This is a genomic window from Vibrio glycogenivorans, assembly GCF_051660965.1.
Taxonomy (GTDB): Bacteria; Pseudomonadota; Gammaproteobacteria; order Enterobacterales; family Vibrionaceae; genus Vibrio.
In genome coordinates, this window is record NZ_JBPVIS010000001.1 from 800690 (window position 1) to 819547 (window position 18858).

Below are 18858 nucleotides of genomic sequence, written 5' to 3' on the forward strand. Positions count from 1 at the left end.
GCCTCCTTGACCGCTGGCTGTTACATCTATTGTTGCTCTTCGCGCTTAAACACCAACTCGGTGTCGGTGGATTCTGCTGCCTCGAAATAGTAGCCGGCAACATCAAAGTTCTTCAGCGCCTCGATAGTGTTCACCTGATGGTCGATGATATAACGCGCCATCATGCCGCGCGCCTTTTTGGCGTAAAAACTGATCACCTTGTACTGACCATTTTTGCAGTCTTTGAACACGGGCGTGATCACTTTCGCTGCCAGTTGTTTTGGCTTAACCGCTTTAAAGTATTCGTTTGAAGCCAAGTTAACCAAGATGTCATCCCCTTGCTCAGCAACCGCCTGATTAAGCTTATTGGTGATGATCTCACCCCAAAACTGATACAGGTTGCTCCCGCGACCATTGGCAAGCTTGGTGCCCATCTCTAAGCGATAAGGCTGCATCAAGTCCAGTGGTTTGAGTAGACCATACAAGCCTGACAGCATACGCAGGTGACGCTGGGCATAATCAAACCCTGCCTCATCCAATGTTTGCGCCTCTAAACCAGTATAGACATCGCCTTTAAAGGCTAAGATCGCTTGGCGCGAATTGTCTCGGGTGAAGCTCTCGCTCCACTGCTCAAAGCGCGCTACGTTGAGGCCTGCAATCTTGTCACTGACCTTCATCAGCGCACTGACATCGGCCGGCGTCAGTTTACGACACTCTTCGATCAGCTCAGCAGAGTGCTCAATCAATTCAGGTTGAGTATAGCGCTCCGTCGCTAGTGGCGACTCATAATCGAGCGTTTTAGCTGGAGAAACAACGATAAGCATAACAACACTTCCTTATAATCTTTTTTCTTATCCCAATAGACTATAAAAAAAGCCATGCGTTGTCTGCATGGCTTTCTCAATCATTTCAATCGGCAACAGCTATCGCTTACTGCTTTGGCTGTTTGTTATCCCAGATGCCCTCTTCAAGCTGAGACTGCAGCTCAGGGAAGTCATTAGCATCAAAGGTTGGCACTTTACCCTCAGACAACTGGCGGTTGTAGTCTTTAGCCAGTTTCACCACGATACCTGAAAGCAATAGGATGGCCACCAGGTTAACAATCGCCATCAAGCCCATAGAGACATCGGCTAGCGCCCATACCACAGGCAGTGAAGCCACTGCACCAAACATGACCATGCCAAGCACCACAAGACGGAACAGACCTAGGCCACCTTTGTGGTTATGCTCTAGGAAGATCAGGTTCGTCTCAGCGTATGAGTAGTTGGCAATGATCGAGGTAAAGGCGAAAAAGAAGATCGCTACCGCGACAAACACCGCGCCCCAGTCACCTACTTGCGAGCTCACTGCGCGCTGAGTTAGCTCAATACCCGTAACCGCTGTTTCAGTGCCTAAGTACTCGCCCGACATCAAGATGATCGCCACTGTCGCTGAACAGATCACGATAGTGTCCATAAACACGCCAAGCATCTGAACATAACCTTGAGATGCAGGATGCGGCGGATAAGGCGTTGCAGAAGCGGCTGCGTTTGGCGCAGAGCCCATACCTGCTTCATTCGAGAACAGACCACGCTTGATACCATTAATCATCGCTTGAGCAATGGCATAGCCTAGGCCACCCGCGGCTGCCTCTTGCAGACCGAACGCGCTCTTAATGATCAACGACAAGACGGCAGGCAGCTTGTCTAGGTTAGTCAGCATAATGAACAGTGCCAGCAACAAGTAGAGCAGCGCCATCAACGGCACGATAAGCTCAGCTGTGCGCGCAATACGCTTGATACCACCAAAGATCACTACCGCAGATAGAACGACCACACCAACACCAACGTAAGCTTGATCCCAACCAAAGGCGGTGTTCATCGCGCTGGCGATAGAGTTAGCTTGAACGGCGTTAAACACCAAGCCAAAGGCGATGATCAGGAAGACAGAGAACAGCACGCCCATCCAGCGCATGCCAAGGCCCTTCTCCATGTAGTAAGCCGGGCCACCACGGTAGTTACCGTCTTCATCTTTGGTTTTGTATAGCTGCGCCAGAGTGCTCTCTGCGAACGAGGTCGCCATACCCAGCATGGCAATCAACCACATCCAGAAGATTGCGCCAGGACCACCGACGGTCAACGCCACGGCCACACCGGCCATGTTTCCTGTACCAACACGTGCTGCAAGACTGGTACACAGAGCTTGGAAGGAAGAGATGCCCGCTTTATCGGCCTTGCGACTATTGCGCAGCACCGAGAACATATGGCGGAAATGGCGGAACTGAATAAAGCCCAGACGAACGGTAAAGTAGATACCGACACCGACGAGCAAGTAAACTAGGATCGAGCCCCAAAGGAGATCGTTCATTAGATTGATGATATCTGTCACTGTAACCTCTCATTGCGGATAACGGCCGATGTATCTTCATGCAAAAAAACATGACTTAAGCGCGAGTTACCCGTTCATTAATGCATAATCATGCATTATGACTTGTAGTTGTCGAATTTTGACGGCGGGATGATGCGTTGAGCCAGTTCAAAAATCAATATGCAACCAAGCACACCAAAAGCAAAACCAAACAGACTATTTACATTAATACTACATGGACGTGACGAAATGTGTGTTTAATTTTCATCTCACTCCGTCTTCAATCTTGTTATCTACCTACTTAGAGGGAGAATGGGGGTGTGCTGCTCACCAGGCCCGACGCCATCAGGCACGCACTACCGGTGCCACACTTAAGCGCAGCATGACTCTCCACTCGAACGCCCTAACATCTTACCACCGGTTGCGGCACAAAGTTTCTACTGCCATTTAACAAGGTGGTTGCATCAAATTTTTTTCGGCCCAAACGTTCAAACGAAGAATAATTAAACAGTTAGGACCAAGACTGATGGCTTTGCCATGCGTTCAGAGAGACGCTAAGAGCCCCAAATAGCTCTAATAGTGTGAATTCGACGCCAAAAGCGTCGTAAAACCTTCACCTCTGTGCAACAAATGAGAAATAAATCATGGTTAGGTTGGTGATGTTCATGATATATCGTTAGTATCGCAAGGCGGTAGGCGCAATGAATTTGTCCTAGTGCGTCAGACGCAATCAAGTGTCGCGATATAACTATTGCAATGCAGTTAGTACAACACATTTGGCACACTGCATGCATACTATTAAAGAGGCTCGCTTAGAGAGGCTCGCCTAGAGGGGCTCCCTGAAGCGGCCACAACAATATCGACCCTATTTGTCAGAAACTACGTCAGAGGTAGCTTATGGAAGGCTTACAATTCGATGACCAGCTAGATATGGAAATCCCAGTAGTAAAAGCATCGCGCTCAAAACCGATCAAGAGAAAGTGGCGCGAGATCGAGGCAATTAAAGATAGGCAGCGCCTACGCAAAGAGTTGATGGAGATGGATATCTCTTATGATATCGATGATCTGGATTACTAATTAATGATTAAAAAGGCACCATACGGTGCCTTTTTAGCTAACTATCACATGATACGTGCATGGGCGGGGTTATACACACTCTCGCTCGCCACGGCGTACCCTATCCGCCAGCAACATATATTCATCGGCGATGGTATCACCAAAGACCGGATCACTCTCTTCCGTGCTCCACAGCGCCTCAACGCGTTGCCAATCTTTGGTAGTAAACGAGTTGGCGATCTGAGGCAAGATTGACTGCTCTTCGAAGTCGAGGTGGTTGCGCTGCAGATTGAGGAACTCTTCAAGCTGAGCAACAAACACATCTTGTGGTATCACCGCATCCGCCAGGATCATATCCAGCGTATCTAAGAAGTCATGAGTCTTATCCGATAACTGCTCGTGTTCCTGCTCGAGGTTCGCCATCGCACCATTGGCATCATAGTGCTCAATGTAGTAACGATAGAGAATATCCTCTTTCGGGTGGTGAACTTTCTCCGAGTGATTGGCAAGATACGCGACTATCTCTCGGATCAAGCTGTAGTTGATTGTCTGCTCGTCTTTGATAGAGACCAGCTTGCGACGTAACATGGCCAACAGGCGCACCATATAGCCATGCTCACGCCTGATGCGTTCGATCATCATGATGTTTCTCCTTAACACCTACATTTAGTAAGTGTATAGCAAGGTAGACAACATTAGCTTGACCCTGTTCAATCTTTAGACAATTGCTCTTAAGTCGCGCTGACTTGCGCTGGCAGGCACCAATCAATCTCTTCCTTTGACTGAGAATTAAGTATCTGGTTTGTCATAGAAAAGTGCTTACAGCCAAAGAAGCCTCGATGCGCAGACAGCGGCGACGGGTGCGGCGCAGATAAGACATGGTGCTTGTCTCGGTCGATAAAACGCCCCTTCTTCTGCGCGTGAGCGCCCCACAGTAGGAACACCACACCAGACTGGTGCAGGTTTATCGCCTCAATGACTTTATCGGTAAATGTTTCCCAGCCTGATTTTGCATGAGAGTGCGCTTTGCCCTGCTCCACCGTCAGTACGGTATTGAGCAGCAACACGCCTTGTTCAGCCCAGCTCTGTAAGTAGCCATGCTGTGGAATAGTGAAACCATCGATATCAGAGGCGAGCTCTTTGTACATATTCACCAAAGATGGCGGGGTTTTGATGCCAGGCAGCACTGAGAAACACAAGCCATGGGCTTGGTTGGGACCGTGGTAGGGATCTTGGCCTAAGATGACCACTTTGATGTCAGCGAACTCGGTGGCGCGAAAGGCATTGAAGACGTCTTTCTCTGGTGGAAAAACGGTTTTACCCGCATCACGCTGCTGCTGAACAAATTCTAGGGTTTGCTGAAAGTAGGGTTGCTGCTTCTCGCAGTCAATGACCTCTGTCCAAGTGACCATATCTCAATCTCGTTACAACCAAAGTAAGCGGTCGATTGTAGCGCGTTATCGAGCCTAGGTCATTGGACAGCAAGTCTCGGACAGAAAAGTCTCGGACAGAAAAGTCTCGGACGGAAATGTCTCAAGTTCATGATTAGCGTCTCGGTTGAGGTACGCGGAAGTGACCTCTTCCTGAAACGTGGCGGTTAGGAACGGCTCTGTGCAAGCTAGTGCGAGGGGCTGAGAAACGAGTAGTCATGGCAAAATCTCCGATGGTTGATGGTTCACTAATTGATGCTCCATTTTATATATGAAAAATCAGTGCCAACTTTTCAGCCACCTCACAAAATTATTCCGTTCGCCCCTCGCGCACAGCGATGATCTCTTCTGGCCAGCGCTCGGAGTCAATGGTTTCAAGGATCAGCGGCATCTCAGCAAAACGAGGGTCACGCGAGATGTAATCAAAACACGCCCAGCCGATATGTCCCTCTCCTAAAGAATGATGGCGATCCACTCGGCTACCTAGTGGAGTCTTTGAATCATTTAGGTGCATCGCCTTAAGAAAGTGCATGCCAACCACGCGATCAAACTCTGCGAAGGTCGCCTCACAGGCCGACTCCGAGCTCAAATCATAGCCGGCCGCAAACAGATGACAGGTATCTAAGCACACGCCGACCCGGCTTTTATCTTCTACCCTGTCAATAATGTGCGCTAGGTGAGCAAAGTCCCAACCAAGGTTGGAGCCTTGGCCTGCGGTGTTCTCAATCACCGCTATCACATCGGGCACCGCTTGATGAGCAAGATTGATCGATTCCGCGATCAAATCGAGGCACGCTTCCTCATCGATTTGTTTTAGGTGACTGCCAGGGTGAAAGTTAAGCAGAGTCAGCCCCAGCTGCTGGCAACGCTCCATTTCATCAATAAAGGCGGCACGCGACTTAGTGAGCTTTTCTTCCTCTGGATGGCCTAAGTTAATCAAATAGGAGTCGTGCGGCAGGATCTGCTGCGCCGAGAAGCCATACTGCTCACAGTTGTGTTGAAACAGCTCAATCGATTCTGGGGTCAATGGCTTTGCGACCCACTGACGCTGATTTTTGGTAAACATGGCGAATGCATTAGCACCAATTTGGTGCGCTCGCACAGGTACGTTCTCTACCCCGCCCGCAGCCGACACATGCGCGCCAACAAATTTCACATTCGCGCCAGCAAATTTGCCTTCCATCGCAGCATTTTTCGTTTGTAACATTTGATCTCTCTAAACTTACATGACACCCAAGCAGCCCACGGTAACTTGGGAGCTTGAGCAAAATTTCAGCGACATTTTGTAGTAAATTTACTACAAAATGTCCATTTAAAAATATTTTAAACATTAAAATATAGTTACCAGACCTTATTTTACGGGGTTTTATTGATATAGAACAAAAAAATTAACTTAAAAAAGATGTGGTTTTTAGTTGTTTTTTGACTCAAATCAATATTAGAATAGACTCCATCAGCTACAAGATACATAGCTCAACAATAATACTGAAAACTAACATCAACATATTTCCACTAAGTGGACTAGGAGAAAGTGATGATTCAAGGCATTCAAATTACAAAATCAGCAAACGACGCTCTACTTAACTCTATCTGGCTACTAGATAGCGAGACTAACGAAGCTCGCTGTGTTGTGGCTAACACTGGCTACGAAGCGGACCAAGTTGTTCCAGCTTCTGACCTAGGTGAGTACGAGTCTCGCGAAGTGGCTATCGAAACAGCAGCGCGCATCGAAGGTGGTCAACACCTAAACGTGAACGTTCTTAAGCGTGAAACGCTAGAAGACGCTGTTAAGCACCCAGAAGAGTACCCACAGCTGACTATCCGTGTATCTGGTTACGCAGTACGCTTCAACTCTCTAACTCCAGAGCAGCAGCGTGACGTAATCGCACGTACCTTTACAGAGTCTCTATAATCTGTAATCCAAATTGAAAAACGGCGCTCATTGAGCGCCGTTTTTTTATCTTCAGAAACCTTTGATTTCCATTTAAACAAGGAGCTATGAAAAAAAGGGGCTCTGAAAACGAGGGGAGGCAAAGCTCCCCTTGCATTGATTACTGCACTTTACGCAGCACCGCCTTAAGTGCGTCAAAATCGTTGGCAAGATCTTCAGAGAGAAGCTCCATCGCAGCATGCTTCGCCAAAGGCCCTGGCAGCTCGATATCCGTCGCTAGGATCTCATCGACGACTTCTTTAAATTTAGCCGGGTGTGCGGTGCACAAAAACAGACCGGTCTCGCCTTCTGCCAATTGCTCATCCAACACGCGGTACGCAATCGCACCGTGTGGCTCACATAGGTAACCCAACTGATGCAGGTCTTTAACCGACTCACTGCTCTGCTCATCGCTTACCGCACCTTTACCTAGGGTTTCAAGTCCCCACTGCTTAACGCGGCAAAGCTCTTCGATGCGCGGCCAGTTGTTTGGCTGACTGACATCCATAGCATTTGACGTCGTCGCGACGGTTGGTTTTGGTTCCCAGTTACCTGTCTCTAGATAGCGAGGCACGGTATCGTTGGCGTTAGTGGCAGCAATAAAGCGCTTGATTGGCAGCCCCATGGCTTTGGCCAACAGGCCGGCGGTGAGGTTACCAAAGTTCCCGCTTGGTACTGATACAACTAAGTTCTCGCGCTGCTGCTTGGTCAGCTGTGAGGCAGCCTCGAAGTAGTAGCAAATCTGCGCCATTAGGCGGCTGATATTGATAGAGTTGGCGGAGTTAAGACCAATCTCTTCACGTAGCGCCTGATCATCAAAGGCCTGCTTAACCAGCGCCTGACAAGCATCAAAATCGCCATCAATCGCAACAGTGTGAATATTTTTACCAAGCGTACAGAACAGCTTCTCTTGCAGCGGGCTAATCTTACCCTTTGGATACAAGATCACCACATTGATGTCTTCCATGCCGTAAAAGGCATGCGCTACAGCCGCGCCTGTATCGCCCGAGGTGGCCGTTAGGATGGTGATCTTACCGCCATCAGATACCGCTGCTAGAGACTGGGCCATAAAACGGCCGCCAAAGTCTTTAAACGCCAGTGTCGGGCCATGGAACAGCTCAAGGGCATACACGCCATCTTTCACAGCCTTGATTGGCGCTGGGAACTGGAAAGCCGCATCGACGAGCGCTTCGACTTGAGAGGCCGGTAACTCATCACCAATCAGGGCCGATAAGATCTTGCTGCTACGAGTGACAAAGTCCTGCTCCAGCAGCGCATCAATATCGTCAAAGTACGGTAGCTCGGCTGGGAAAAATAGTCCCTGATTGCGCCCTAGCCCCTGGCGTACCGCCTGGCCAAAAGAGACTTGTTCATCGTTTTCTTTAATGTTGTACAGCTTCATAGCTCGCTTCCTGTCACTCTCGAACCCATTTGATCCAATCGGCAAATGTGAACGAATCCTTCTTCATTTTGTACATAATTTTGTTCTAGCCAGTTGGCCACACGCTCTGCCACATCCTGCTCTTTACAGATACTGAACAGAGTCGGGCCACTGCCTGATATTCCGGTCGCCAAGGCACCCGCGCTTGCTGCATATTGCCGCGCTTTGGCAAACCCTGGCAAGAGTTTTTCTCGATACGGCTCAGCAATCACATCTTTAATCATCTTCGCTGCCAGCTCATCTTGCCCGGAATGACAGGCATGAATAAAGCCAGCAAGGTGACGGCCATGAGCAATGACATCTTGGCGTCGATACTGAGATGGCAATATCGAGCGTGCCTCAGCCGTCGAGACCTTGATGCCTGGGTATGCCATTACCCAGTACCACTCCTCAAAGCAGGGTACTGACTGGCTTATAATGCCCAGCTCTTCAAGCATCAGTTGTAAGCCGCCAAGATAGCAGGGTGCTACATTATCATAATGCACGCCGCCAGAGATCTGACCTTCCATCTCACCCATCAGGGCAAGCAGCTCCATCTCGTTGAGCGGCTGACCATGAAAGCGGTTGAGTGCATCCAGCGCAGCCACAATCGAACAAGCACTAGAACCCAAACCCGAGCCAATTGGCATGTTCTTTTCAAGGGTCATATCAACCGCAAGCAGGTCGATGCGCTTTTTTTCCAGCTCACGCGCAAACACCTGCCAGCAGTTAAACACAATGTTTTGCTCTGGGTCTTGAGGCAGTTTATCGACAAACCGTCCTACACAACGCAGAGAAAATGGCTCCACCCCCCGAGTGACCTTAACGCAATCGCCCAAAAGCTGCCCATCCATTGGCGACACCGCCGCCCCTAGCACATCAAAGCCAACACTCACGTTGCCAATCGATGCCGGGGCATAAACAGTAACATCTAGTCCATGACTCATGCTTATACTCCTAATTTCCAGCCAAGGGTGCGCATCACATCCGAGAACACACCCGCTGCAGTCACCTCAGTACCCGCACCGTAACCGCGCAGCACCAGTGGAATCGGCTGATAGTAGCGACTATAGAACGCCAATGCATTCTCACCGTCTTTGATCTTAAACATCGGGTCATTCTCATCGACCGATGCAATGCGAACCTTGCACTGACCGTCGAGGATCTCACCCACATAGCGCAGCACTTTACCCTGCTCGGCCGCTTGTGCCGACAACTCACGGAAGTACTCATCCGCTTGTGGTAGGCGCGCCATAAACTCATCCACTGAGCCAGAATCATCAAAGCCCGGTGGCAGCGCCTGATCGACAACCACGTCTTCAAGCTCAAGGTTCATACCCGCTTCACGTGCCAGGATCAAAAGCTTACGCGCGACATCCATGCCCGATAGATCATCGCGTGGATCAGGTTCAGTAAAGCCATTCTCTTTGGCGATATTGGTCGCTTCACTCAGCGTCATGCCTTCATCAAGCTTACCAAAGATGTATGACAGTGAACCTGACAAGATGCCGTTGAATTTCTCAAGCTCATCGCCCGCCGCGATTAGGTTCTGCAAGTTCTCAATCACAGGAAGACCTGCACCAACAGTGGTCTCATACATCAGCTTGCGACGAGAGTTACGCGCCACATCACGCAGCTGGTGATAGTAAGCCATGCTCGCGGTGTTGGCTTTCTTGTTTGGTGTCACCACGTGGAAGCCTGCGGCGAGGAAATCGGCGTATTGGTTGGCGATCTCTTCACTCGAGGTACAGTCAACCAGTACTGGGTTGATAATGTGGTTGCGTTGCACGTGCGCGGCAAGGCTCGCCACTGAGAATCGCTCAGACACATCGCGCATGCGGTCGCGCCAGCTCTCAAGCGGCAGCCCGTCACCATCAAGAAGCAGCCCTTTGCTGTTGGCAAGGCCACACACTCGGATCACGATTCCCTTTTCGGCCAGTTTGTTCTGCTGACGCTGGATCTGATCCACCAGCTCACCACCAACGCCGCCGACACCAACAACAAAGACATCGAGGAAATGTTTCGAGTTAAATAGGTTTTCGTGACACGCCTTGATCGCCTCTGATTTTTTATCTTCAGGGATCACCGCCGAGATAGCGCGCTCAGATGAGCCTTGAGCTATCGCAACGATATTCACGTTCACCTCAGCTAGAGAAGAGAAGAACTGCGAGGCAACACCGCGTGAGGTACGCATGCCATCACCAACCAGAGTGACAATCGCAAGGTCGTCAATAAACTCAACCTGCTCAAGCAAGCCATCTTTTAACTCAAGCTCAAAGTGCTCACTCAGCGCCATCTCCGCTTTCACTCGGTCGCCCGATTCAATACAGAAGCTGATACTGTATTCCGATGAAGACTGAGTTATAAGGACAATCGAGACGCCTGCTGAAGACATCGCGCCAAAGACGCGACTGGCCATGCCGACCATGCCCTTCATACCTGGACCAGAAACATTGACCATCACCAAGTTATCCAGCGTAGTGATGCCTTTAATCGATAGGTTGTCCTCACCGGTGTCTTGACCGATCAGCGTGCCAGCACCTTGAGGATTAAAGCTGTTCTTAATCAAGCATGGGATGTGAAATTGTGCGATAGGCGCGATGGTTTTTGGGTGCAACACCGAGGCGCCAAAGTAAGAAAGCTCCATTGCTTCTTGATAGCTAAGCGATTTAAGTAGGCGTGCATCTTCGACCAAGCGAGGGTCACAATTGTACACCCCATCGACATCCGTCCAGATTTCGCAGCACTCAGCGCGCAGACAGGCAGCCAGAACCGCAGCAGAGTAGTCAGAGCCGTTACGCCCCAGTGTCACTAGCTCGCCTTGATCATTACCTGCTGTAAAGCCTGGCATGATCTTAACGTGCTCAACCGGCAATGGGTGAGTGAAGAAGTTGTGCGATGAGGTCTCGACGTCGACCATTGCCTCTAGCGCAGGGCCTTGGGCACGCAGGTATTTCACCGGGTCAATCAAACTAGCTGGTTGGCCTTTGGCCTCTAACACAGCTTTCATCAGCTCGACTGAGGCGCGCTCACCCTTAGAGATAATTCGAGCATTGACGTTATCTGGGCACATTCCCAGCAGAGCAATTCCGTGTACAAACTGACGCAGATTCTCCATAGAGTCTCTCACTTGGCTGGTAAAACCTTGCGTATCGAGTTGCCCCACGCCCGCTTGTACCTGCTCACACAACTCGAACAACCCAGCTTCTAGATCATTGATCTGCTGATCTACCTCACCACCAGCCAGCGCAGCGTCGATCACCGCAACCAACTTATTGGTGGTTTTTCCCGGCGCAGAGAGCACCACGGCCACCTCTTCTTGCTGGGCATTATTGGCGATGATATCTGCTGCACGCAAAAATCGATCAGCATCGGCTAACGATGAGCCCCCAAATTTTAAAACTCGCATCCCTTCACTCCCAATGGTCAAATTTGGTTATAAAAAAAGGCCTGTTCCGCTGGGGATACAGGCCTTTTTTTGAAATTTATTTCGTTCAGCAGCCCGCCCCAACAGTGGTCATGTCGGTAATAATCGTGGTTGTGGTGATTACAGTGCGTGGCGCAAACATAACAGCTATTTCTTCAATATTTCAGTGAACTGTATCTATGAGTACCGTATTTTTGATAGGTAAGTCAATCGTTAATTTACACAAACAATCAATTAACCCTACTTAACTTAGTTAAAGCAAATGAGGCAAATACACTGCAGCCCGTCAACTACCCGTGACTTAAGTAACGGAATAGAAACATATTCTGACTAAAATTTGAGCCAGCACGAAAAATTCACCTAAAGGAGGGATAAATTTGTGCTTTGCATAGTCGCACCGCTGAAACTGTGCTTTACTAGTCTGGCTAAGGAGCTGGTTTTAAGGAGGATAACAATGCGTAAGTTTATGCCATTACTGTGCATTGTTACTGTCTGTGTCAGCACGGGCGTGTCTGCCAGTAATCTGCCTCAGCTACCCAATCAAAAAGCGGTCTCGTCGCACAAGCTGTTTGTCTCAAGCTACACCAGCGCCTCTGCCTATCAAACCATGAGCATCGACAGTGGCTACGCCTACAGTGTGTTTGACAATTTTGATGTCTATATTGGGGCGCGCCTTCATGACGGGGACAATAGTCTTCTCAGTGGTGTTGGCTATAGTGTCACCGAGCGCTTATCGATTCACGGTACGCTGCATACCTTTAAAGACTACGAGCAAATTGATGACGATGAAGCGGAAACCACACTCTCAGCTGAGCTGACCAGCCGCTTACGCCTCAATGAAAATCTTGATATCCATGCCACGCTTGATTATCAAGACCTTCAAGGCGGGGTTGAGTTCGGTTTGGGGTTCCGCTTTTAGGTGTGTTCAACCTTTAACACACGCTTGCCATTCTAAACACTCCCCCCAAACCTCACCAAATAATGTTAGTTACTCAAAACACTATCCAGATCGAGAGCTTGATCGCATAGTAGAGTGCCGTTCCAATCCGCATAGATATAGTCACCGGGCTGAACCATGTAATTCTGCATTGTTAGGGTGACGTTAACCTTACCAAGCCCACGTTTTTCAGTCTTGAAAGGACAGGCCGCTAGGGCTTTGACACCGAGATCCATCTCAGACAATGCGGCAACATCGCGTATCGCACCATAGACGATGATCCCTTCCCAGCCATTCTCAATCGCCAAAATAGCCAACTGATCGCCGAGCAACGCTTTCTGGCAAGAACCATTACCGTCAACAAACAACACCTTGCCTTGACCTGGTTGAGATAATACCTCTCGCACCTTGGAGTTATCGTGATAGCAACAAACTGTTACAACTTCACCCCAAAATGCAGTCCTTCGCCCATAGTTCTGCAGAGGCAGATCAATCAGCTTTACCTGCTCTGAATAGTGGTCACAGATATCTGGTGTAATATCTTGCATATATCCTCCATGAGTTAATTTTGAATCCTTTTCTGGCGTAAAAAAGAGCCCAGATGGCCTATCGCTATCGGTTGTTTATCCTGGCAATACACCAGGAAAACCTGCTCATTTTCCACCCAATAAATCGCATTTTGTTGATACTTTTTGGCCAGTTTTAATCCGTCTTTTATGTCTAACCTAGCCAGGTAAGACCATTCAGACCACGAAAAGTTTTCGTTACCAACCAACAGCTTATGTGAAAAAACAGACTCCAAGTCTGTTTCAAGCGCTGCATTTCTTTTTCCATTCTCTTGTTGTGACAAGCGCAAGCTTCCAGGGTTCCATGCTGTCACAATAACAAACGATAAATGACGCCAACGCTGATACTCTTGTGTACTGAGCTCGAAACGCACCTGCGTATACTCATTTTGTAGCGGCTTGGTCATATCAGTTACCACTCTTTATAGCCTGACCTATTTTTGATTGATATTGCTGAACCGTTTACTATTGACACAAATCAAAAAAAAGCAGGAATTTAACATCAAACTATTGTTAGAATGCTGTTAAATCTATAGAATCCGCTCATCAAAATCTAGTAGGTATGATCGTATAAGCGATTGTATCTGCATAATAGAATGGCTCCACGGATGGCGGATTGCCAAAGCCCCTGATTTTTTAACGACTTTGGTTTATTATTAGCAATTGGTAGCTCGCATGTTGATCAGTTGCTTGAGTTTCATATTTAGCATTTATTTTTACAAGTTTAGGAACCGCCAATGCAGACTCCGCAGATTCTTATCGTTGAAGACGAGCAAGTAACTCGCAACACGTTAAAGAGCATTTTTGAAGCAGAGGGATATGCTGTTTTCGAAGCCAGCGATGGTGAAGAGATGCACCAAGTGCTTTCAGCACAACGCGTCAACCTAGTCATCATGGACATCAACCTTCCTGGTAAGAACGGCCTTCTTCTTGCGCGCGAGCTTCGCGAGCAAGCCAACATCGCACTTATGTTCTTAACCGGTCGTGATAATGAAGTCGATAAGATCCTTGGCCTTGAGATTGGCGCGGATGACTACATCACTAAACCATTCAACCCACGTGAACTGACTATCCGTGCACGCAACCTGCTAAGCCGTTCAATGAACGCTGCCGCTGCGCCGGAAGAGAAGCGTGTGGTTGAGAAGTACAGCTTCAACGGCTGGACGCTGGACATCAACAGCCGCTCACTAGTAAGCCCAGCAGGCGAGAGCTACAAGCTTCCTCGCTCTGAGTTCCGCGCCCTACTGCACTTCTGTGAGAACCCAGGCAAAATCCAAACGCGTGCTGACCTACTGAAGAAGATGACCGGCCGTGAGCTTAAGCCGCACGATCGCACAGTAGACGTCACCATCCGTCGCATCCGTAAACACTTCGAATCGGTATCAGGCACCCCTGAAATCATCGCCACTATTCACGGTGAGGGTTACCGTTTCTGTGGTGAGTTGGAAGACTAACCGACGCAAGCATAAAAAAAGCCGCACAAATGTGTGGCTTTTTTTATGCTTGCAGGGGCGAGGTGCGGGTTACACTGCGTTCCGAGTTACGAGGAGTCTTTCACGCTCGTTAAGCCCCTCGCTCCTCGTAGGGCAACGCCCGTCCTCGAACCTCGAACCTGTGTTTAATAGACGACATCAACCCCAACATCCTCCTCAACCACCCAAAACGTTTTCCCTTGCTCTGAAACCTTCACCAAGACGTCGACAGGTCGGCGATCATCAAGAGGGATGGGGAGGTTAAACGCTACCTCCCATTGGTTTTGTGAGTGGGCGCGAAGCTCGTATTGTTCAGCATTGATCTGATACTTCTCTCCGTTTTGATGCAGTTCAACCTCAATAACCTCCATTGCTGCGCTGAATCCATCAATATTAATCAGTGTCAACGCCCCATGAAGACGCAACTCTGGGGTATCGCCAAGTGCCGGCATCATATTGAACCACAATACACTGTTGAGTGTGACTGACCAGTGATACTCAACTGACTTAGAAAACGGCGAGTTGGGCATCGATTGACAGCCAAGCATAGCAATACTCACTAGGATGGGTACTAGCATTCGATTCATTGTGCGTCCCTCTCTTGCAGCCACTGCTTGAGTATCTCGATGTTCGCGACATACTGTGATTTTATCTCATTGACCCAATCATCAATGTTCTCTGACCAGGCAGGGTAGTCCGGCGATTGCGCCTTTTGCGCCACACTTTGGATATACTTGAGCCCGATTGAGCCCGCCGCCCCTTTGATTTTGTGTGCCTCCGACACGATTCCGGCCTTATCTTTGGCCATCATGTTGGAGTCTAAAATCTCAATGTACGCTGGCATACTCTGCTCAAACACAGCGACATTATCGAGCACCGGCGCTGTGCCGACTATATCAATGTAGGATGTCAGCATCTCGATATCGAGCATTTGCTGGTACTTCTCAGCAGAGATGACCTTATTGCTCGATGGCTCAGGCTCACTACTTGGGACCTGAACGGCTTGGGCGTCCCCGCCGCCAGCCTTACCCAGCGTTGCATTCCCACAGCCTTGATCACAACAGATCTTGCCGATCACTTTTGAGATTGCCTTCACCGAAAGCGGCTTACTGATGGCGTTGTCGAGGCCTTGGTCAAGGTATTCCGTCTTATCTTTAATCACATTCGCCGTCAGCGCGACTAAAGGTGGCAGATTGGTGTAGCGCTCACGCAGCCGCTGCGCCACCTCAAAGCCTGTCATGTCGGGCAACTGGATATCCAAAAGGGCAAGGTCATAGACGTCAGGCTCAAAACGGTTTAACGCCTCCTCACCCGTCATTGCCACACTAACCGAGTGACCAAGACTTTCGAGCAGTGAGCGCGCCACGGTGACATTCAGCTCGATATCTTCCACCATAAAGATGTTTAGGCTGCACTGCTGATACTCTGCCAGTTGCATCTCAGCGGTAGCGTCTGCCAGCGGTACATCGATGTCAATGGTAAACACACTACCAAAACCCTCTTCACTCGAGGCGGTGATATCTCCGTTCATCATATTGATCAGAAGCTTAGATACCGCCAGTCCAATGCCGGTGCCCACGGCGTGCAGATTGTGTTCACCACTTTTGACCTGATAGTACATAGCAAAGATCTTTTCGAGCTCGGACTCTGGGATGCCAATCCCGGTGTCTTCAATCTCAATCGTGATCTGGGCGCGCTCAGCCTGCAGCGCGGCACTGACGCTCATCACTACCCCGCCCTCTTTAGTAAACTTCATTGCGTTACTGATCAAATTCCACAGCACTTGGCGCAGGCGAGTGCCATCAACCTCGATCATGCTTGGCAAGTCACTCAAGCGCTCTAGGTTAAAGCGCAGGCCTTTCTGCTCGGCCATCAGCGCGGCGATGTTCTCAATCTCAACCACCAGATCCTCAAAATTGACTGGTGCAGGCAACAGCTCAAGCTTGCTGCGGTCAAATTTATCCATGTCTATGATATCGTTGAAGATGTTTCCTAGGGTTATCGCACTAACATTAATCGTTTGCAGGTGCTTGCGCTGCTCTTTGTCCAACTGGGTATCGAGCAACATTCGACTCAAGCCAACGATGCCATTGAGGGGGGTACGCAGCTCATGGCTGATGGTGGAGATAAAGGTGGTCTTATCGCGACTGGCCTGCTCAAGGGATTCCTCATAACGCTTGCGCTCGGTAATGTCACGCCCAAAGCCGACCAGCCCAAGGTGGCGACCATTTTTACTGTAAAACGGAACCTTGCGCAGCTCAAAGTAGGCCTTGCGACCATCGGGGTACTCAAGCCACTGCTCATAGGTCACGGATTGATTCTCGGAGAACACCTGCTGGTCAGTGGTGACAATGGTTTCTGCGGTCTCTTCGTCGTAGACATCCCACGGTGTTAGTCCAACTAATTCGCGCTCAGTGCGCCCAAGCAGTTCTTCCATGGCCCGGTTACAGCCAGAAAAAAGCCCTTCGGCGTTGCGGTAGTAGATAAGGTCAGGTGAGGTATCGATGAATGAGCGCAGCAGCGCGGTACGCTCGGCAAGCTCTAGCTGGGTCTTCTCGCGATGATAAACCTCATTCTCAAGGTCGAGCATCGCCTCTTCACGCGCTTCTTCGGCTTTGACCCGCTCTTCAATCTGTTGGTTAAGCTTGGCGATATTTTGCTGCAATTGGTAGTTGAGCTCTTGGTCACGATTACGCATATCACGCAGCTTGGAGACCATCTTGGCCAGTCGCTGACGTGACTCTTCGAGTTGATCGACTACCACCGATAAGAAATACACCGCCCACGGCGTGACCAGTAGGCCAAAGAAGACTGAGCGGACGATATCAAGGTCATCAACACTTCCCTCAAAAGCGAGGGTAATACCCACTTGAACCACCACCGCCAGCGCCACTAAGGCGATGGCGAGCAGCATAGAGAAGCGCACGATACCCAGCTTGACCAACAGGTCAACGTAGAACTGGGCAAGGCCTTTGATTTGCTTCATTAACGACTCCAAACCTGAATGCAGTTTAATAAGGGTATCACCCTACCTAGCAGGTTCAATGGTTTCGTTAAAGTTTCGTGTTACGCCGGTGGCTGATAAACAAATGGCTGTCCGACTAGGCTGCCCTGAGCACCTAACTTATCCAATGAGCGGCCAATTTCGGTCATCGCCAACCAGCGGTTTTCGCACCACAGTGGCGAAAGCAGTGTCGGGCGTCTTGCCGAAGAAGAGACGCGATGGAACACCACTTCCGGCGGCGTCATACGGATCATCTCTGAAGCGGTCTCGACGTAGGTCTCAAGCTCTGGCGCATCGAGGCGCCCTGCACGCCAGGCCTTGGCCATGGTACTGCCCTCAACAATATGTAAGCCGTGAAGCTTGATACCATCGGTGCCCACCTCTAGCACTTTACCCATGGTCTCGATGTTGTCTTGATGGGTCTCTTTGGGTAGACCAACGATCAAGTGGGTACAGACCTTAATCCCTAGTGCACGCGCTTTTTGGGTCATCTCAACGTAGCACTCAAAGTCGTGGCCGCGATTGATGCGCTTAAGGGTATCGTTGTTGGCGGTTTGCAAACCCAGCTCAAGCCAGATCTCATAACCTTGCTCAACATAACCCGCAAGAAGCTCAAGTACGGCATCCGGCACACAGTCCGGGCGCGTACCGACACATAGGCCGACGATATCGGCAGAAGAGATCGCTTCCTCATACATATTCTTGAGGACTTGTACCTCAGCATAGGTGTTGGTATAGGCTTGGAAGTACGCAAGGTACTTTTTCGCGCGCTTGACCTCACCGGCGCGGTCTTGCAGCTGGAGCTGAATCGATTTTTGCTGAGTGGCTTCATCAGCAAATGAGGCAACATTACAGAAGGTACAGCCACCGCGGCCTATGGTGCCGTCTCGGTTTGGACAGCTAAAACCGCCATGCAGGGTTAGCTTATGGACCTTCTCACCGTAGCGGCGCTGCAAGTCTTGTCCAATTGTGTTGACCAGTTCATGTAGTTGCATCATCTCACCTGTTAGTCGTGCTGGCTTCGTTCAATGAAAGTAAATTACATCCGTGTTAACGAAGGTCGCGCATAATACCACCAGTTGAGGGAAATGAGGATAGTTGAGGACAACAAAACCCTCGGCCTATGTGTCTTTCTCGGTTGTTAATTGTCTGTTAAACGATATGCGGCATTTTTATGACAATTTTTCTCTGCACCAGTATGGTTTTCGATTGCCAAACTGTGGTGCAAAATTGTAGGATACTTACACGTTTCTGATGATCTAGTAGATTGACACACCAGATTAAGTGACGA

Annotated in this window: 17 protein-coding genes and 1 other annotated feature; of the genes, 4 read left to right on the forward strand and 13 right to left on the reverse strand. The window is 49.5% G+C overall.

All coding sequences use genetic code 11. From position 1 onward, the window contains the following. Positions 1 to 26: 26 nt before the first annotated feature. Positions 27 to 803, reverse strand: a complete 777-nt coding sequence (yaaA, locus tag ACSTTG_RS03590; protein ID WP_438473801.1) for a peroxide stress protein YaaA — start codon at positions 801 to 803, stop codon at positions 27 to 29. Positions 804 to 909: 106 nt separating this feature from the next. Then, a complete protein-coding gene (locus tag ACSTTG_RS03595; RefSeq protein WP_438459074.1) occupies positions 910 to 2346 on the reverse strand; it encodes an alanine/glycine:cation symporter family protein in 1437 nt (478 codons plus the stop codon). Positions 2347 to 3222: 876 nt separating this feature from the next. Between ACSTTG_RS03595 and ACSTTG_RS03600 the strand changes: the two genes are divergently transcribed. Further along, positions 3223 to 3402, forward strand: a complete 180-nt coding sequence (locus ACSTTG_RS03600; protein WP_438459075.1) for a DUF3545 family protein — start codon at positions 3223 to 3225, stop codon at positions 3400 to 3402. Between the two features lie 69 nt (positions 3403 to 3471). Here ACSTTG_RS03600 and ACSTTG_RS03605 read toward each other — a convergent pair whose 3' ends face one another. The 3 genes from ACSTTG_RS03605 to nfo all read right to left on the reverse strand — a co-directional run bounded on the left by ACSTTG_RS03605 (position 3472) and on the right by nfo (position 6018). Further along, positions 3472 to 4023 carry a hemerythrin domain-containing protein gene (locus ACSTTG_RS03605; protein WP_438459076.1) on the reverse strand — a complete coding sequence of 184 codons (552 nt, stop codon included), beginning with the start codon at positions 4021 to 4023 and terminating at the stop codon, positions 3472 to 3474. 89 nt (positions 4024 to 4112) lie between these two features. Continuing rightward, complete coding sequence (gene ung / locus ACSTTG_RS03610) at positions 4113 to 4793, reverse strand: uracil-DNA glycosylase (RefSeq protein ID WP_438459077.1); 681 nt, start codon at positions 4791 to 4793, stop codon at positions 4113 to 4115. Between the two features lie 328 nt (positions 4794 to 5121). Next, positions 5122 to 6018 carry a deoxyribonuclease IV gene (gene nfo / locus ACSTTG_RS03615; RefSeq protein ID WP_438473802.1) on the reverse strand — a complete coding sequence of 299 codons (897 nt, stop codon included), beginning with the start codon at positions 6016 to 6018 and terminating at the stop codon, positions 5122 to 5124. Positions 6019 to 6345: 327 nt separating this feature from the next. On the opposite strand from nfo, the gene grcA reads away from it, so the two are divergent. Further along, positions 6346 to 6723 (forward strand): autonomous glycyl radical cofactor GrcA, encoded by a 378-nt coding sequence (grcA, locus tag ACSTTG_RS03620; protein ID WP_438459079.1) that lies wholly within the window; start codon positions 6346 to 6348, stop codon positions 6721 to 6723. Between the two features lie 139 nt (positions 6724 to 6862). Here grcA and thrC read toward each other — a convergent pair whose 3' ends face one another. From thrC to thrA, 3 genes are read right to left on the reverse strand one after another with little or no spacing between them, the layout of a single operon-like run. Next, positions 6863 to 8143 (reverse strand): threonine synthase, encoded by a 1281-nt coding sequence (thrC, locus tag ACSTTG_RS03625; RefSeq protein WP_438473803.1) that lies wholly within the window; start codon positions 8141 to 8143, stop codon positions 6863 to 6865. Beyond that, positions 8140 to 9108, reverse strand: a complete 969-nt coding sequence (gene thrB, locus ACSTTG_RS03630; RefSeq protein ID WP_438459081.1) for a homoserine kinase — start codon at positions 9106 to 9108, stop codon at positions 8140 to 8142. Before thrB ends, thrC begins: the two co-directional genes overlap by 4 nt. Positions 9109 to 9110: 2 nt before the next feature. Next, on the reverse strand, positions 9111 to 11570 hold the full coding sequence (gene thrA / locus ACSTTG_RS03635; RefSeq protein WP_438473804.1) for a bifunctional aspartate kinase/homoserine dehydrogenase I: 2460 nt from the start codon (positions 11568 to 11570) through the stop codon (positions 9111 to 9113). Positions 11571 to 11600: 30 nt separating this feature from the next. Continuing rightward, positions 11601 to 11714: a sequence feature (Thr leader region), on the reverse strand. 328 nt (positions 11715 to 12042) lie between these two features. On the opposite strand from thrA, the gene ACSTTG_RS03640 reads away from it, so the two are divergent. Next, positions 12043 to 12507, forward strand: a complete 465-nt coding sequence (locus ACSTTG_RS03640) for a hypothetical protein (RefSeq protein WP_438459083.1) — start codon at positions 12043 to 12045, stop codon at positions 12505 to 12507. 65 nt (positions 12508 to 12572) lie between these two features. On the opposite strand, the gene ACSTTG_RS03645 is transcribed toward ACSTTG_RS03640, so the two are convergent. Then, the gene (locus ACSTTG_RS03645) at positions 12573 to 13073 is read right to left on the reverse strand and encodes a putative 4-hydroxy-4-methyl-2-oxoglutarate aldolase (RefSeq protein ID WP_438473805.1); all 501 of its coding nucleotides are present in this window, start codon (positions 13071 to 13073) and stop codon (positions 12573 to 12575) included. 14 nt (positions 13074 to 13087) lie between these two features. Further along, positions 13088 to 13498 carry a DUF3293 domain-containing protein gene (locus ACSTTG_RS03650; protein ID WP_438473806.1) on the reverse strand — a complete coding sequence of 137 codons (411 nt, stop codon included), beginning with the start codon at positions 13496 to 13498 and terminating at the stop codon, positions 13088 to 13090. 330 nt (positions 13499 to 13828) lie between these two features. On the opposite strand from ACSTTG_RS03650, the gene arcA reads away from it, so the two are divergent. Continuing rightward, positions 13829 to 14545 carry a two-component system response regulator ArcA gene (gene arcA, locus ACSTTG_RS03655; protein ID WP_438459086.1) on the forward strand — a complete coding sequence of 239 codons (717 nt, stop codon included), beginning with the start codon at positions 13829 to 13831 and terminating at the stop codon, positions 14543 to 14545. A 164-nt stretch (positions 14546 to 14709) separates the two neighbouring features. Here arcA and ACSTTG_RS03660 read toward each other — a convergent pair whose 3' ends face one another. From ACSTTG_RS03660 to mnmL, 3 genes are all read right to left on the reverse strand, one after another. Then, positions 14710 to 15150, reverse strand: coding sequence for a hypothetical protein (locus ACSTTG_RS03660; RefSeq protein ID WP_438459087.1), 441 nt, complete (start codon positions 15148 to 15150; stop codon positions 14710 to 14712). Further along, positions 15147 to 17549, reverse strand: a complete 2403-nt coding sequence (arcB, locus tag ACSTTG_RS03665; RefSeq protein WP_438473807.1) for an aerobic respiration two-component sensor histidine kinase ArcB — start codon at positions 17547 to 17549, stop codon at positions 15147 to 15149. The genes ACSTTG_RS03660 and arcB overlap by 4 nt, the downstream gene beginning before the upstream one ends. Positions 17550 to 17629: 80 nt before the next feature. Continuing rightward, positions 17630 to 18562: a tRNA modification radical SAM protein MnmL/YtqA gene (gene mnmL, locus ACSTTG_RS03670; RefSeq protein ID WP_438473808.1), complete on the reverse strand. Its 933-nt coding sequence runs from the start codon at positions 18560 to 18562 to the stop codon at positions 17630 to 17632. Positions 18563 to 18858 lie beyond the last annotated feature (296 nt).